12 protein-coding genes and 1 other annotated feature are annotated in these 16111 nt (G+C 30.4%); of the genes, 10 read left to right on the top strand and 2 right to left on the bottom strand.

Features of this window, described 5'->3' with window-relative positions:
* The first annotated feature begins 102 nt into the window (after positions 1-102).
* From ACWJKE_RS06010 to ACWJKE_RS05975, 8 genes are all read left to right on the top strand, one after another.
* Entirely contained in the window at positions 103-762 is a 660-nt protein-coding gene (locus ACWJKE_RS06010; protein ID WP_216303017.1) for a response regulator transcription factor, read from the top strand.
* Positions 753-2126, top strand: coding sequence for a sensor histidine kinase (locus tag ACWJKE_RS06005; RefSeq protein ID WP_462959252.1), 1374 nt, complete (start codon positions 753-755; stop codon positions 2124-2126). The genes ACWJKE_RS06010 and ACWJKE_RS06005 overlap by 10 nt, the downstream gene beginning before the upstream one ends.
* Before the next feature lie 740 nt (positions 2127-2866).
* Complete coding sequence (dltA, locus tag ACWJKE_RS06000; protein WP_462959251.1) at positions 2867-4342, top strand: D-alanine--poly(phosphoribitol) ligase subunit DltA; 1476 nt, start codon at positions 2867-2869, stop codon at positions 4340-4342.
* Positions 4343-5488: a D-alanyl-lipoteichoic acid biosynthesis protein DltB gene (gene dltB / locus ACWJKE_RS05995; RefSeq protein WP_462959250.1), complete on the top strand. Its 1146-nt coding sequence runs from the start codon at positions 4343-4345 to the stop codon at positions 5486-5488.
* Between the two features lie 14 nt (positions 5489-5502).
* Positions 5503-5742: a phosphopantetheine-binding protein gene (locus ACWJKE_RS05990; RefSeq protein WP_220286951.1), complete on the top strand. Its 240-nt coding sequence runs from the start codon at positions 5503-5505 to the stop codon at positions 5740-5742.
* Positions 5742-6935, top strand: a complete 1194-nt coding sequence (gene dltD / locus ACWJKE_RS05985; RefSeq protein ID WP_216303022.1) for a D-alanyl-lipoteichoic acid biosynthesis protein DltD — start codon at positions 5742-5744, stop codon at positions 6933-6935. Before ACWJKE_RS05990 ends, dltD begins: the two co-directional genes overlap by 1 nt.
* Positions 6936-7257: 322 nt before the next feature.
* A complete protein-coding gene (locus ACWJKE_RS05980; protein ID WP_462952569.1) occupies positions 7258-8718 on the top strand; it encodes an IS1182 family transposase in 1461 nt (486 codons plus the stop codon).
* 449 nt (positions 8719-9167) lie between these two features.
* Positions 9168-10580 (top strand): alanine/glycine:cation symporter family protein, encoded by a 1413-nt coding sequence (locus ACWJKE_RS05975; protein WP_462959353.1) that lies wholly within the window; start codon positions 9168-9170, stop codon positions 10578-10580.
* Positions 10581-10742: 162 nt separating this feature from the next.
* On the opposite strand, the gene ACWJKE_RS05970 is transcribed toward ACWJKE_RS05975, so the two are convergent.
* Together ACWJKE_RS05970 and brnQ are read right to left on the bottom strand one after the other, a co-directional pair.
* Positions 10743-12122, bottom strand: a complete 1380-nt coding sequence (locus ACWJKE_RS05970) for a L,D-transpeptidase family protein (RefSeq protein WP_462959249.1) — start codon at positions 12120-12122, stop codon at positions 10743-10745.
* Positions 12123-12580: 458 nt separating this feature from the next.
* Positions 12581-13918 (bottom strand): branched-chain amino acid transport system II carrier protein, encoded by a 1338-nt coding sequence (gene brnQ, locus ACWJKE_RS05965; protein WP_462959248.1) that lies wholly within the window; start codon positions 13916-13918, stop codon positions 12581-12583.
* A 112-nt stretch (positions 13919-14030) separates the two neighbouring features.
* Positions 14031-14285 (bottom strand) — a binding site (T-box leader).
* A 305-nt stretch (positions 14286-14590) separates the two neighbouring features.
* Here brnQ and ACWJKE_RS05960 point away from each other — a divergent pair.
* Both ACWJKE_RS05960 and ACWJKE_RS05955 read left to right on the top strand, forming a co-directional pair.
* Positions 14591-14746, top strand: coding sequence for a hypothetical protein (locus ACWJKE_RS05960; RefSeq protein ID WP_165412254.1), 156 nt, complete (start codon positions 14591-14593; stop codon positions 14744-14746).
* A 224-nt stretch (positions 14747-14970) separates the two neighbouring features.
* Positions 14971-15966, top strand: coding sequence for a LacI family DNA-binding transcriptional regulator (locus ACWJKE_RS05955; protein WP_253198239.1), 996 nt, complete (start codon positions 14971-14973; stop codon positions 15964-15966).
* The last annotated feature ends 145 nt before the right edge of the window (positions 15967-16111 follow it).

The raw sequence follows: 16111 nt of genomic DNA, 5'->3' as shown, positions 1-16111 counted from the left end.
TAATAAGCTTCGCTATGATTTGGAATTTGTGGATAATATAAGTTGATTTGATAATATTTTGACGTTATACTAGTTATAGACAACATACGAGGAGTGAGGAATATGGCAAAAATTCTGGTTATCGATGATGAACCTGATATTCTGGCTTTAATTAAAAATATTCTTCAGAAAGATAATCATTTGGTAACTACGGTTGTGAATCCTGAAAAAATTTTAACTAGTGAATTTTCAAACTTTGATTTGATTTTACTTGATGTCATGATGCCGGGTATGGATGGATTTACTTTTTGTAAGGAGATTCGTGGTATTGTAGACTGTCCTATTATTTTTCTTACAGCAAAAACTATGGAAATAGATATTATGTACGGGTTAGGGCTTGGCGCGGATGATTACATTACAAAACCATTTGGAGTGGGGGAACTAAGAGCCAGAGTAAATGCTTATCTTAGGCGGGAAAACCGTGAAAGGCGAATTACTCTTTGTGTATCCGGGGTGAAGTTTGATTTAGCTGGTAAGGACATTTTAGTGGATGATAAAAAAATTCCTTTTACCAAAAGTGAATATAACATATGCGAATTTCTTGCCAGAAATCAAGGCCAGGTTTTTTCAAAGGACAAAATATACGAAGGTGTTTATGGGTATGATGGAGAAAGTGACAGCTCAGCTATTACGGAGCACGTTAAAAACATACGGGCAAAGATAGCTGTGTTTGAACTGTCACCAATTGAGACGGTATGGGGGATAGGGTACAAATGGAAGTAAAGAAAAAAGCTTTTACGTTAAAGGCGGTCTTTTTTAAGTATCTATTAATTTTAGGAGTTACATTTATTGTTTTCGCAGGAGTATATATGGGAATTTTTAATCTAGGCGTAAGAAATGGTGTGATTCTTATACCGAGTTACTGCGAGGATTTGGCTAGGAGCGCTAAACCATTACTTGCATCTACACCGAAAATCACAGAAAACATGATACCCTATGGATGTAAATTTGCTGTTTTCGATAAAGAATATCAGGTTGTAAAAACAAATTTAGAGGGTCAGGACTTACTTACCGCAACAGAATATGCTAAGGGTACTTACCTTAAAAGTGTAAGCAAAAAGAACTACTATTTCATTGAAAGGGAAGATGGGTTTTGTGTTTTAGAGTACTATGTTCAAATGAGCTACCAATCTGAGTTTTTAAATAAGCATTTACCGGATCCCGAAAAAATCATGATTATAACTTTTGCCGCTTTATATTTTTTCATTATTTTAATCATTACTACTATTTATGCGAAAAACCTAAATAAGCATCTAAGGCCCCTCCTGCAAGCTACTGAAAAAATCAAGGAGCAGGATTTGGACTTTGACATAAAATGTTCAGGAATTAAAGAATTCAATGATGTACTTTTATCAATATCAGACATGAAAACAGAATTAAAAAAATCATTAGAACAGCAATGGAATATAGAACAAGCAAAGAAGGAGCAGATTTCCGCTCTTGCCCATGATCTTAAAACTCCACTAACAATTATCAAAGGAAATGCTGAATTGCTGTCTGATTCAACATTAGATAAGGAGCAACAGGAATATATTGATTATATTTCAACAAATACAAGGCAGATTGATCAGTATATCAAAACACTGATTGATATTTCAAATTCAGAAAAAACTCTTTTTCTACAACTGGAAAGGATAGATTTTGAAAATTTTATTGGCACAATTCAAGAGCAGCTTGAAGCCATTGCAAATACCAAGGGACTTAAAGTTGAGTTTACTAAAACTTATATTCCTAGGTCGATTATGATTGATAAGTTGCTACTTCAACGTGCCATTATGAATGTTATTTCAAATGCGGTGGATTACTCCCCAAGTAACGGAAAAATTTATTTTGAGGTAAAATCCATGGATAATAAAATAAGATTCATTACAACAGACGGTGGAAAGGGTTTTTCAAGCGAGGATATCAAATCAGCCACAAAACAATTTTATATGGGTGATTGTAGCCGCTCATCGAAAAGTCATTATGGGATAGGGATGTACATTACCCAAGCATTTGTAAATCTCCATGGGGGGACCCTCCATATGGATAATTCACTTGTAACTGGTGGCGCACAGGTAACAATAGAGATTCCAATTTGTGAATAGGGGATTGGTGATTTTTTTGACAGCAAGTTCAGAATATAATAATTAAAGCTACAGGTCTTTCTAAAGGGAAGGTCATACAGATAAAGAAAGTCCTCAAGCGATTGAAAACCAATCATTTGAGGGCTTTTTTAAATAAGCATAGAATTTTTTTTGTTTCTATTTTACTATAAAGTAGAAAGGGTCTACAAAATTGAACGATATTACAGAGTATTTTAGTTCTCTTTGGTAAGTTGTATACTCTAATCTTAAGAAATCTTAAGGTTTAATTACAATTTTCTTAAACTCCTTCTTGTAATATAAGAAAGCAAGGAATATGCATTTTACTTTGTTGAAAAATTTTAAACGGTTTATCTGCCAACATGATGGAGCAAAAACCATTACAATTTAATATTATATTTATCTTGAAATTTTCGGATATTTTATATTGCAATATACAATTTTATTTATTTTTTTACTTTTATGTATACATTTGTACCCAATATGCCTTATAATTACATGGGAAGTTTTACATAGAGTAGCGTTATACCATAAATTGTAAGAACGAATATAAATGGAGGCAAGGGAAAGTGGATAATTAAGCAAAACGAATGTATGTGTGTAAACAAAAACATTGAATTATGTTAAATAGAATGTTTAGAGTTATTAATATATTTAGATTATATAATGTACATAATTATTGCTTAGCGAATAGGAAATAAAAGAAAACATAGATTTTTGAAATATAGAGAGGAGGCACATTTATGGACTTTATTGATAAAATCGAAAGTTACAGTACTGGCGATAAAGTAGCTCATATGTATAGGAATAGTAACTTAACCTATAGGGAATTAAAAACAAAATCTGATTCACTTGCTGTAAATATTATAGATTTATTTGGAAAAGATAAAACTCCAATAATAGTTTTTGGACATAAAGATCATTTAATGCTTATCTGTTTTTTAGCTTGTGTAAAAAGTGGACATGCATATATTCCAGTGGATAGCTCAACACCAACTACAAGGCTTAAAGATATTGTATTTATTTCTGGTGCTAAACTAATTATAAACACATCAGATGATTTAATTGATATTCCAGCAGAAACAATATTGAATAAGAGTGAAATAGAAGAACATTTATTACAACATGGGAATAAAATACCAAATATAGGTTATAGAATTAAGGATGAAGAAGTTTATTATATTATATATACTTCAGGAAGTACTGGTAATCCAAAGGGAGTTCAGATAACTAAAAATTGTATTAAAAGCTTCATTGATTGGAGTATGGATTTAACTGATAAAAAAGATAAAATATTTATGAATCAAGCACCTTTTTCTTTTGATTTATCTGTTATGGATACTTATTTATCATTGGTTTCTGGTTCAATACTATATAGTATTGATAAAGAGATGATAGCTAATTTACCTGAGCTTTTTATTGATTTTAAGTCTTCGGGAATTACAACTTGGGTTTCCACTCCGTCCTTCGCAGAAATGTGTTTACAAAGTGAGCAATTTAATGAAAAGTTATTACCCAAATTGAGGCAGTTGTTATTCTGTGGAGAAACACTTTCTAAGGAATGCGTAAGAAAATTATTCGAAAGATTCCCTAAAATTAAAATAATAAATTTCTATGGGCCAACAGAGGCAACAGTAGCAGTAACTGCAATTGAAATAAAGAAAGAAATGCTTTTAAGTAAAGAAAAGCTTCCAGTTGGGTACGTAAAAAAAGACTGTGAAATAATCATAGAAGAAAATACAAATGAAATATTAATAGTAGGTGATAGTGTAAGTATAGGGTACTTTGCTGAGCCTATTTTAACAGAAAAAAATTTTTTTGAAAAAGAAATTTTAGATGTTAAAAAGAGGGGATACAGGACCGGAGATACGGGTTATATAGTTAATGGTCTATTATATTATGAGGGACGAATAGATAATCAAATTAAACTTCATGGTTATAGAGTGGAAATTGAAGATATTGAAAACAATATAAGAATACTTCCTTTCATTAAAAATGCAGTTGTAGTACCTATTAAAGAAAGAGGTAAAATTAAATATTTAGCAACAGCTGTAGTGCTAAATGATAAATATGAAGGAAACATAATTATCTTAGTTAAAAATTCCTTGAAGGATTTACTGCCTTCATATATGATACCTCGCAAAGTAAAGGTAGTAGAAGTTCTACCGATAAATGGAAATGGAAAAATCGACAGAAAAAAGATAATGGAGGAATTTTAAATGCTTCCTTATGGAGAATTTTTGTATTTCTATATAATGATTTTAGTGCTAATTCCAGCAATTGTTGTTGGTTTGCTTGGCAAAAGGATAAAATGGTATGGACTACCGGCTAGCTTATTTATGATGTATTTAATTTTTGGCAAATCAAAACAGCAAATTAAATATTTAATTATATTTTTTATAATGGAATTTTTGTTAATTATTATTTACAGCTTTATAGTGAAAAAGTTTAAACAAAGATGGTTACTTTGGATAATGATATTTATAGGCCTGTCACCTTTAATATACTCAAAGTTTAGCAATATACTTATACACAGAGAGCTTGGATTTCTAGGGATTTCTTATTTAACTTTCAAAGTTATTCAGATGTTAATACAAATTTTTGATGGGTATATTACCAAAATAAATATTTTTGATCTTGCTTATTTTATGTTATTTTTTCCAACATTAAGTTCTGGACCCATTGACCGCTCACTTAGATTTACTGAGGAAAGCAATAAGGTTATAAAGCCCAGACAATATGTTGAATATTTAGGTGATGGACTATTTAAGATTCTACAGGGAATAGGTTACAAATTCTTAATAGGATATTATATACAACAACATTTTATTAATGTAATATCATTAAGACCACACACTTTAATAAATGCAACTAAATATATGTATTCTTATAGCTTTTATTTGTTTTTCGATTTTGCCGGTTACAGTTTAATTGCAATAGGCGTAAGCTACATAATGGGAATAAAAACGCCTGAAAACTTTAATCTTCCATTTATAAGTAAAGATATAAAAGATTTTTGGAACAGATGGCACATGAGCTTATCTTTTTGGTTTAGAGATTTTATTTATAATAGATTCGTAATGACTGCCATTAAGAAAAAGTGGTTCAAGAGTAGATATACAGCTTCCTACATTGGTTTCATGATAAACATGATAACCATGGGGCTATGGCATGGGATTCAGTTGAATTATGTTGTTTACGGTGCCTTCCATGGGATTTTAATCATAGTTACAGATTATTTTCAGAGAAAAGTACTCTACAAAAAAATCAAAGGAAAGGGTTATTTTAAAATTGCTTCGACTTTTGTAACTTTTAATTTGATATGTTTTAGTTTTTTAATATTTTCAGGATATTTATTTAAATAGAAGGAGGAATTTATATGCAAGAATTAATTTATAGTATATTAGAAGAAATTACTGGTGAGGATTTACATAACGAAAGTGATGTGAATTTATTTGATAGCGGAAGATTGGATTCATTAGGAATTATTGAACTGATTGTAGAATTAGAGGATAAAGCTAAAATCAAACTTGATCCTGCAATTGTTGAAAGAGGAGATATAGAAACACCAAACAAAATTATTGAATACATTCAAACTCTCTCTGAATGTAGAATGTAATGAAAAAGGTCATAGCTTTCGCTTGTTCTATTATTATTAGTATTGGTTTTTTATTTTGTTATCAAAGCTATTATAAAGGTCTTATTTCAAAAAAATATTATGATAAATTCGGAGAAAATTTATCTGCATATAAATTTAAAAGCGTAGCACTTCAAAGCATGGGAGCAAGACAAGGTGATAATCTTTTTATGTTTGGTTCCTCTGAAGTTGTAAAGACTACTGCATATTCTACTCATCCAATTAAAGTTTTTAATGATAAAAAAAATGGTTTCCAAATCAATCTTATAGGACAAGGAGGTTATAAATCCTTAGTACATACTGCTAATTTTGGAGCAATTGGTAAGGAACTTAAGGGGGAAAAAGTGGTTTTCGTACTTTCTCCACAATGGTTTTTAAAGAACGGCATTAATGAAAATGAGTTCGAAGCCAATTCTTCTGAAGCACAGGTATATGGATTTTTGTTTAATAAGGATATTAGTTTAACTACAAAGCAAGAGTTTTCTAAAAGAATAATATCAATTACTGACAAAAAGGCCAATAAACACTTTGATATTATGAGAGACTACTGCTCTCTTTATAGTAATAATGACTTATTAAGTACATCTAAGAGATATTTGATGACTCCTTATTACAGGATAAGATACGAGCAATTAATGTTAAAGGACAATATAAATAGCATTAAATATCTTAAGCCTAAACTTGCAAAATATAATGCGACGCAGCATACAAATATTAACTGGAATGCGGAATTAAAAAAAGCTACGGAGATTGCCGAATCAAAGTCTAATAATAATAAATTTGGTATGGACAATAATGCGTATAAACACGCGATTAGAGGAAATCTTTATGAAATAAAGGGGTCTATGAAGAAGGACTCTTATAAAGTATCTCCAGAATATGAGGATTTTAAATTGTTGTTAGATGTTTGTAAAGAACAAGGAATTAAACCACTATTTCTAAATATTCCTGTAAACGGCAAGTGGTATGACTATGCTGGATTTAATAAAAATGATAGGCTAGCTTATTATAAAAAAATAAACACTATGGTTAATTCCTATGGATTTGAGGTTGCTGATTTTTCAAAATATGAAAATGAAAAGTACTTTCTAATGGATAGTTCCCACTTAGGCTGGAAAGGTTGGGTATATGTTAATGAAGCTATTGATAAATTTTATAACAAAAATGAAAACTAATATAATTTGTATGACAACTATTTATATTATTGTCATTTTAGGCTGTAGTTATGTATTTTTATTTCAGCCAGATGTTAAAATTTCTTATATATATAATCAGTTTTAAAGCTAGACAATTATGCATGCAGTACTATCTATATGTAACATTCTAAATAATACAAAAACCCCTCTGTAGCTACGAGGCCACTGAAAAACTATATGAAAAATCGTCATCTAATTAAAGATGGCGATTTTTTTATATAAAAGACTAAAAAACAAAAAGGAATTTTAAAAGATATGTCGAATTAGTATAGTAGAATAAAATAAAAGGGGCTAAACTATTATGCTAAAAGGACAATTGGAAATAAAAATAAATACATACCATAGCTTATATTCGTTAATTATTCCGAAAGATAACATTTTAAAGCAAATTAATGACCTTGTTGACTTTTCATTTGTTTATGACGAATTGATGATTAACTATAGTTCATCTATGGGTAGAGGTGCTATTAACCCCATAATGCTATTTAAATATTTACTTTTGAAAGTAATATATGAATTGTCTGATGAAGATGTTGTTGAAAGAACTCTTTATGACATGTCCTTTAAATATTTTCTAAATTTAGCCCCAGAAGAAACAAATTTAATAAACTCAAGTACACTAACTAAATTTAGAAAGCTTCGCCTTAAAGACATGAATTTATTGGATTTATTAATAAACAAGACTGTAGAACTTGCTATAAAAGAGGGAGTTTTAAAAAGTAAAGCAATAATAGTTGATGCTACGCATACCAAGTCACGTTATAACCAAAAGTCAGCAAGCGAGGAATTATTGAAACGTGCAAAAAACTTAAGAAAAACATTGTACGGAGTACATCCTGGTATTAAAGAAGAGTTACCTAATAAAGTTACAACTGGAGTACTTGAAGATATTCTTGAGTACTGCAAATTATTAATTGATACCATAAACGAGAAGCCAGAAACTGCAGCAAATCCAGCTGTGAAAACTAAATTAAACTACTTAATGGAAGCTATTAATGATGACTTAGAAAATCTAAAAATATCAAAAGATGAGGATGCAAAAGTGGGGCATAAAACTGAGGATAGTTCTTTTTTTGGATATAAATCACACCTTGCTATGAGTGAAGAACGTTTAATTACAGCAGCTGTTATTACAACTGGCGAAAAAAGTGATGGAAAGGAGCTCATAACCTTAATAGAAAAAAGCCGTGAGGCTGGTATAGATGTAAATGAAGTAATTGGAGATACAGCTTATTCTGAAAAGAAAAACCTAGAATATACAAAAGAAAATAAAATTGCATTAATTTCAAGACTAAATCCTGTAATTTCACAAGGAATGCGAAAAAAAGAAGATGAATTTGAGTTTAATAAAGATGCTGGTTTATTTGTATGTCCGGCAGGTCATATGGCTATTAAAAAAGCAAAACAGGGAAAGAAGAATGTTGGTAAAAATCAAGTGCTAACCTACTATTTTAATGTAGAAAAGTGTAAAAATTGTGTTCATAAAGATGGGTGTTATAAAGAAGGCGCTAAATCTAAAACTTATTCAGTTTCAATAAAGTCAAATACTCACAAAGATCAAATAGAGTTCGAAAAAAGTGAATATTTTAAAAAACGAGCTAGGGAACGTTATATGATAGAGGCTAAAAACAGTGAACTTAAGCACCAACATAGCTATGATGTAGCAATATCGTCAGGCTTAATTAGTATGCAAATTCAAGGTGCATTATCAATCTTCACTGTGAATCTAAAGAGAATAATTAAGTTGAAAAGCATGAAATAGGGCTTTTAAAACTTAATTATAAAATAAAAAGCATGAGATATCCAAAATATGAATATCTCATGCTTTTTCTATTCAAGCTTGAAAACTCTACTAAATAAAGAGTGCTTTTTTCAGCGGCCTCGTAGCTACAGAGAGGTTTTTTAAAAACATATGGCGTTTACTTTAGCGCGAATTGAAAATGGTGATAATATTAATAAGAATTTTGCATTTTGCATAAATAATATATTCATATTTTTGTTAATAAGAAAAAAGGTTTAAAGTTTTTTAAAAAAAATATTCATTGTATATAACCAATTTGAAGCTACATTATCTAACATAACTTTAAAAACATTACTTTCGGAATATTCTAATTTTTGGGTTTTACGTTTTTCTGTGGTACAATAACTTTGAATTTAACTCATACATATCTATAAAATATTAAATTTACAAAAGAAGGGGAGGATAAAATGATGAACTTTTTACAAGCAATTATCGGAAAGACAAATGATATTCTATGGTCCTATATACTTATTGCACTACTTATTTTTATGGGGCTATATTTTTCTTTTAAAACAAAATTTGTTCAATTTAGATATTTAAAAGAAATGATTTCTCTTTTAACTGAAGGTGTGGGGAAATCTATTTCTAAATCTGATAAAAAGAAAGGTACATCTTCATTTCAAGCATTTTGCATAAGTACTGCTTCTAGAGTTGGAACTGGAAATCTTGCTGGAGTTGCTATTGCTATAGCGCTTGGTGGTCCTGGTGCAATATTTTGGATGTGGCTAATTGCTTTAATAGGCGGTGCTTCTAGCTTTGTTGAAAGCACTCTAGCTCAAATTTATAAAGTTAAAGATAAGCATGGCTATAGGGGCGGGCCTGCATACTATATGGAAAAAGCACTTAATAAAAGATGGATGGGAATTGTTTTTTCTATATTAATTACAGTATGTTTTGGTCTTGTATTTAACTCTGTTCAATCAAACACTATATCACTTGCTTTTCAAGAAGCTTTTGGTGTTAAAACTGTAATTACTGGTTTAATTTTATCAATATCTACAGCAATTATAATTTTTGGTGGAGTTCAAAGAGTGGCTAAGGTTTCAGAGATTATTGTTCCTATAATGGCTGTTGCATACTTGTTAGTAGCTATATTTGTTATTCTTAAAAACATTTCTTCGCTACCATCAGTAATTTCACTTATATTTAGAAGTGCGTTTGGTTTTGAACAAGCTTTAGGCGGTGGTGTAGGTGCGGCAATGATGATGGGAATTAAACGAGGACTTTTCTCAAACGAAGCTGGAATGGGAAGTGCTCCTAATGCGGCAGCAACAGCAGAAGTAACTCACCCTGTAAAACAAGGACTGATTCAAACTTTAGGAGTATTTACAGACACAATGTTAATATGTAGTGCAACAGCATTTATAATATTATTATCTGGAACTTATACAACTAAAGGATTAACTGGAATACAGCTTACGCAAAATGCTTTAAGCTCACAAGTTGGGGCTTGGGGAAGTACCTTTATTGCTGTATGTATATTCTTATTTGCATTTAGCTCAATTGTAGGAAATTACTATTATGGCGAAACAAATATAGAATTTATTAACTCAAATAAAATATATGTTTTATTATATAGAATTACTGTTGTAGGTATGGTTTTTGTTGGCTCTGTAGTAAAGATTCAAATAGTTTGGGATTTAGCGGATTTATTTATGGGCTTAATGGCAATAATTAATTTAATCGCTATATTCCAACTTGGTAAAATTGCTTTTGCAGCATTAAAAGACTACACCTTCCAGAAAAAGCAGGGTAAGAATCCTGTATTCACAAAGAACTCTATTGAAGGATTAAAAAATGTGGAATGTTGGGATGAAGAATAATTTCTTTTAAAATCTATGATTTTAACGACATTTCAGCACCGCAGGTGATAATTTAATACCTCTAATCTAAAAGTAAATCAAAAAACGCAAGTTAACTAACTTGCGTTTTTTTGATTTGCTTTTATTTGGTAAACATATTATAATTAAGACTTTATTAAATCTCTAGTTATAACAAATAACCGGAGTATTAGTATCAATATTATTATATATCGTCATTGCAATATCGTCTGTTGCATTTATACAACCATGAGAACCATTTGTCAAATATCTACTTCCACCAAAGGAGGGTTGCCACGGTGCACCATGTATTCCAATGCCACCATTAAATGGCATAAAGCAATTGACAGGTGTATTGTAACCCGGTCCCTTTAAGCTTGTATTTTTTGCTTTCCATTTTAATGAATAAACACCTGGTGGTGTGGGGGTATTTATGCCCCCAGTAACAACATCTCCTTCTACAATAAGAGCACCGTGCTTATAAAACCACATATGTTGGTTTGTCAAATTGATTTCTACATAGGTATTTCCAATATCATTTACATCATGAGATACTGCGGTTTGGGCATACTTGGGCTGCTTTGTTATGGTTTGTCCACCTTTTATAGATACAATTAAAGCATTGACTTCGCCTGTGCGATCAACTTCCCATCCGTAATCTCCACCGCTGACCTTTGCAGTTGTTCCATATGATGTAGCAAAATTTCTTTCATTGCCACAGGTATTATAATGATTGGCCAGTTCGCTTACATAATCTTTCATTTTAATTTCATCAAATGAAATTGCAAGGTTGTCATTAACTACTAGCCAATTGTGTATTATAGAACCGTCTAAAACTTCCTTGCCTCCAGTAAAGGTATAAGTGATTTTTGAAGCTACATATTTATCAAGCAAAATTTTAGTGTTTTTAACTTCTTTGGAACTTGAATTATATTTTGGATTAATGTATTGATTTGTTGTCTCCAAATTTATTGTTGTTTCGCCTTTGAGAATTGCATTTACTACATTTGCATACAAATGCTTGCTATTGATTTTGTTTCCCATAATTTCTTTTACAATTACATAGCCGGCATCTGAATATTTAAAACTAGGATTTTTAGGTTTAATTGCTTTCTTGTTATCAAAACAAGAGAGTTTATCAAAATGTTTTTTTAATAGTTTTTCATCATAGGTCACTATGTCAGGTAGTTCAGAAGCTTTTGAATTAAAAACTTCATAAATCCACGCAAAAGAATTCTGACTGTCTTTTAAAACTTGAATTTTATCCTTTGCATTATATTTAAGTCCAATGTCAGCAGCTTTAAGTTGTTCATTCACACCACTTCGTTCTTGAAGGTTCAGTGTATATGTTTTGCACTTTGATAATAAGGCTTTATCTAATTCATCTACTGTTTTACCAGAAGCATTTATGCCATTAATTACAGAACCAAAATAAAAATGGTTATTAAAATATATTGACATACCTAAATATAGAACAAAGATAATAGAAAAAGAAATTATACTAATGCGAATAGATTTTTTGTGTTTTATTGTTTGTATTTCCATGAGGCACCTCTTTTAATGTAAATTTAGTATTTCATATTAATCATATTCCAATATGTAGGAAATGTAAAGTAACCTTAGCGAATATTTTTACATTCATGTAAAATATTCGTTAATAAAAGCAAAGATTAAAGAATTATGCTCTAACGCCTCACTTAGAGTAGTGGAGGACTTTCCTTCTGAAATGTGTTAAAGTAATTCACTTAAATTTGCAGTTGTAAGATCAATACTGTTATTTTTCATACTAAAAAAGACCCCTTAACTAATTATTTAATGAGACATTAAAATTAGTTGGCGCTCCGTTAATTAAACAATATGAAATTTAAATAGTATCTTTGCAATGATCTACTAGATTAATTATATCACAACAAATTTTTATTAGCGAGTTATGAAGGAAAAGGAAAAAGTACTAGATAAAAATTAAAGGAATGCACACGGTTGTGGCATCCCCTTGAATCTTATTATTTATTGTATTTATTTAAAGAGATTTCTTTTGAAAAAGAAAAATCTTTTACCATGCTAAAAGACCATCCTATTACAGCACCAACTAACGATGGAACTACCCAAACAAGACCCTGCTTAAATAAAGGTATAGAACTCAAAAATGACATTTTAAGTCCAACTTGATCTAATGAATCAAATATACTAAAAACAGCAGTAAATAGCATGCTGAAAGAATATACAGAGCTATAACCTTTAAATAGGTTATGGGAGAATGCAAGTACAATAAGTACTATCGCCATAGGATATATGACTGTTAAAACAGGTACAGATATACTTAATAGTTTAGTTAAGCCTACATTTGCAAATAACATACTAAATAGTGTTATTGCAGTAACCCAAATTTTATAGTTAACCTTTGGAACCATCCTTGAGAAGTATTCACTACATGATGTTATAAGACCAACACAAGTTGTAAGGCAAGCAAGTCCAAAAGTTAAACCAAGTATTATAAGACCATTTGCATTAAAAAGGTAAGATACTACATTTGTTAATGTTTGCGCTCCATTTTTTGTAGCACCAAATCTAGTTTGAGCAGCAGCGCCTAGGCATGAAAGCATTAGATATATTACAGTTAAAACAAGACCAGCTATAAGTCCAGCTTTTATTGTATAGGAGCTTAAAGCTTTTTCATCTGTAATTCCTTGTTTCTTTAAAACTAATGCAACAACTATACCAAAATTAAGTGCAGCGATGGCATCCATAGTCATGTATCCATCCAAGAATCCTTTTAACACAGGAAAGCTAGCATAATCTCCAATTGGAGCATTGAAGCTACCAATTGGTTTTACTAAACTACCTATAAATACAATTAATATAAGTATTAAGATAGCGGGGGTTAGTACCTTCCCAAAACGATCCATTAATTTATTAGGATTCATACTTAGCCAAAAAGCTAAACCAAAGAAACACAATGTATATAGAAAAAGAGGTAAAGCTCCACCAATAACTGATGCTGGTAAAAATGGTGCTATGCTTGTTTCAAAAGACAAACTAGCAGCACGAGGTATGCCTAAAAATGGTCCAATTGATAAATATATTAACAATGTGAAAACGAGCGCAAAGGTTTTATTAACTCTGCCAGCTAAATTTTGAAGACCATCAGCTTTTGCAACAACAGCTACAGCCAGGATCGGTAGACCTACTGCAGAAGCAAGGAAGCCAGATAACGAAAGTAAAAGATTTGTACCTGACATTTGTCCAAGTACAGGAGGGAAGATTAAGTTTCCAGCTCCAAAAAACATTGAAAATAGCATTAAACTAACTAGCATTAAACTTTTTCTTGATAATTTATTCATAGTAATTCCTCCAAAAATATTATTTTTTTTAAATTTTAGTATTATATCGCTAATATCAATGTCGCTATCCACTAAACCACCCCCTTTAAAAATAAAAAAAGCCCGTCCCTATAAAAGGGACGAGCGAGTATGCACGTGTTACCACCCTAAATCTATTAAAATTATAATGAATAACTTTAATAGCACTTAGCAAGATACCAATCGATATCTGTTCCTTGTAATGGTGGACAACCATTAAACCTTATTAGATTTCAGGTTTACTTCTCAGAGATGATTTTCGGATATAGACTGAACGTTGACTCTCACCAAATGTCAACTCTCTTTAGAACAGATACTAAAACGTACTCTTTCTCGTCATCAAATTATAAGTTATATTAAAAAAGAATATATCATATTAAAAAAGAATTGTCAATAAATAAATAATATTACTATTAAAACTTACCCAGTTTTTGACAAGAATCTGACTCTTTATAAAGATTGGAAGTAAAGATAATTACTTTTTAAATATTAGTTAATAGGTGTCACTCAAAGGATTGTTTTTAGGGTATAATAGATTAATAAAATAATAAATCATACCTTGAAAATATTTACTATTAATATTAAATTAGAAGGTAGAAGTTAGTTTTTTTATATATAAAAGATGTAAAAAATAAATAAAAGAAGGTAAAAAATATGAAAAATAATATAAACAAAAACATGGAAATAATGAAAAAAATTATTGAAGAAAAAAAAGCGAAATCTTCAAGTCAAAAGAATGCTAAGAGACCACCAATTTATGGACCACAAAGTCCAGCATCAGGTAATGGTGGAGGATTAGTTGGTAGATAATCTATAAGTATAAAATGGAAATTATCATAATTAACAAGGGGATTTGTTCAAATTCCCTTGTTAATTATTTTTTTTCTGTAATATTAATTTTTAACTTATACCTCCCAATACAAATACGCCCCCTTTTTAGTAGCTGTCTTAAAGTTCATTAAAAGGTTGATTATACATAGGAGTAAAAGTATACTATATAGAAAAGAGTAAAATATATTTAGTTGGTGATAATTATGAATATTATAGAAGTGGCAAAGTTAGCTGGTGTATCTAAGTCTACGGTATCTAGGTATTTAAATGATGGATACGTCAGTAGTGAAAATAGATTCAAAATACAAGAGATAATAGAGAGTACAGGATATACGCCTCTTCGTCAGGCTAAAACTCTAAGAACCAAAATAACAAACCTTATTGGCGTTATTGTTCCTAAAATAAGCACAGAAACTGCTTCTAGAGTTGTTGAGGGGATATCAAATGAAGTATCTAAATATGGTTATGATATACTCATTGCAAATGCAAATTTAAGTGTAGACAAGGAAATTGAGTATTTAGAGATATTTAAAAACAATCAAGTAGACGGCATAATATTCATGGCAACAAAATTAACAGAAAAGCATTTAAGGATTATGGCTAGTATAGAATTTCCAATAGTTGTAGTAGCTCAAAAAACTGAAAATTTTCATTGCGTTTATTATGATGATTACAATGCGTCTAAGGACATGGTTAAGCTACTTTTAAACAAAGGGCATACAGAAATAGCATTTATAGGAGTTACTGAAGAAGATATTTCTGTTGGGTTTGAAAGAAAAAGAGGCTATATGGACGCATTAAAAGAATATGGTGTTTCATGTAAACAAGAGTTTTTGAAAAAAGGTGATTTTTCTATGGATTCTGGGTATAAATTAGCAGCGGAATTAATGGGTCAAACTGAAAAACCAAAAGCAATTTTTGCTGTAACTGATAATATAGCCATAGGAGCAATGCAATACCTCACAGAGATAGGATACAAGATCCCTGAAGATATATCCATTTGTAGTATCGGAGATTCAAAAATATCTAGAGTAGTAACTCCTAAACTTACAACAGCGCATTATTTTTATAAAACAGCTGGAGAAAAAAGTGCAGAAATAATGATGGAGTTGTTAAACAAAAATATAGACTATGTAAAAGAAAATGTAAAAAATATTAAATTAGGCTATAGACTTGAGGTAAGAAATAGTATAAAATGAAAATGTAAACATTTAAGTAGCTTACATTTTTTTAGGGGCTTATGGGAACGATACCATAAAATTTAAGATCAGTCGTTAATATTGTAGCTCCGCAGGAGAAGATTTAATTAAAACTTATTTTTTTATTCGTTATGGGAACGATACC

The sequence above is a fragment of the Clostridium sp. CM036 genome (assembly GCF_055081135.1).
Note: the sequence above shows the minus strand (reverse complement) of the source record. Positions and strands in the feature narration are given on the sequence as shown.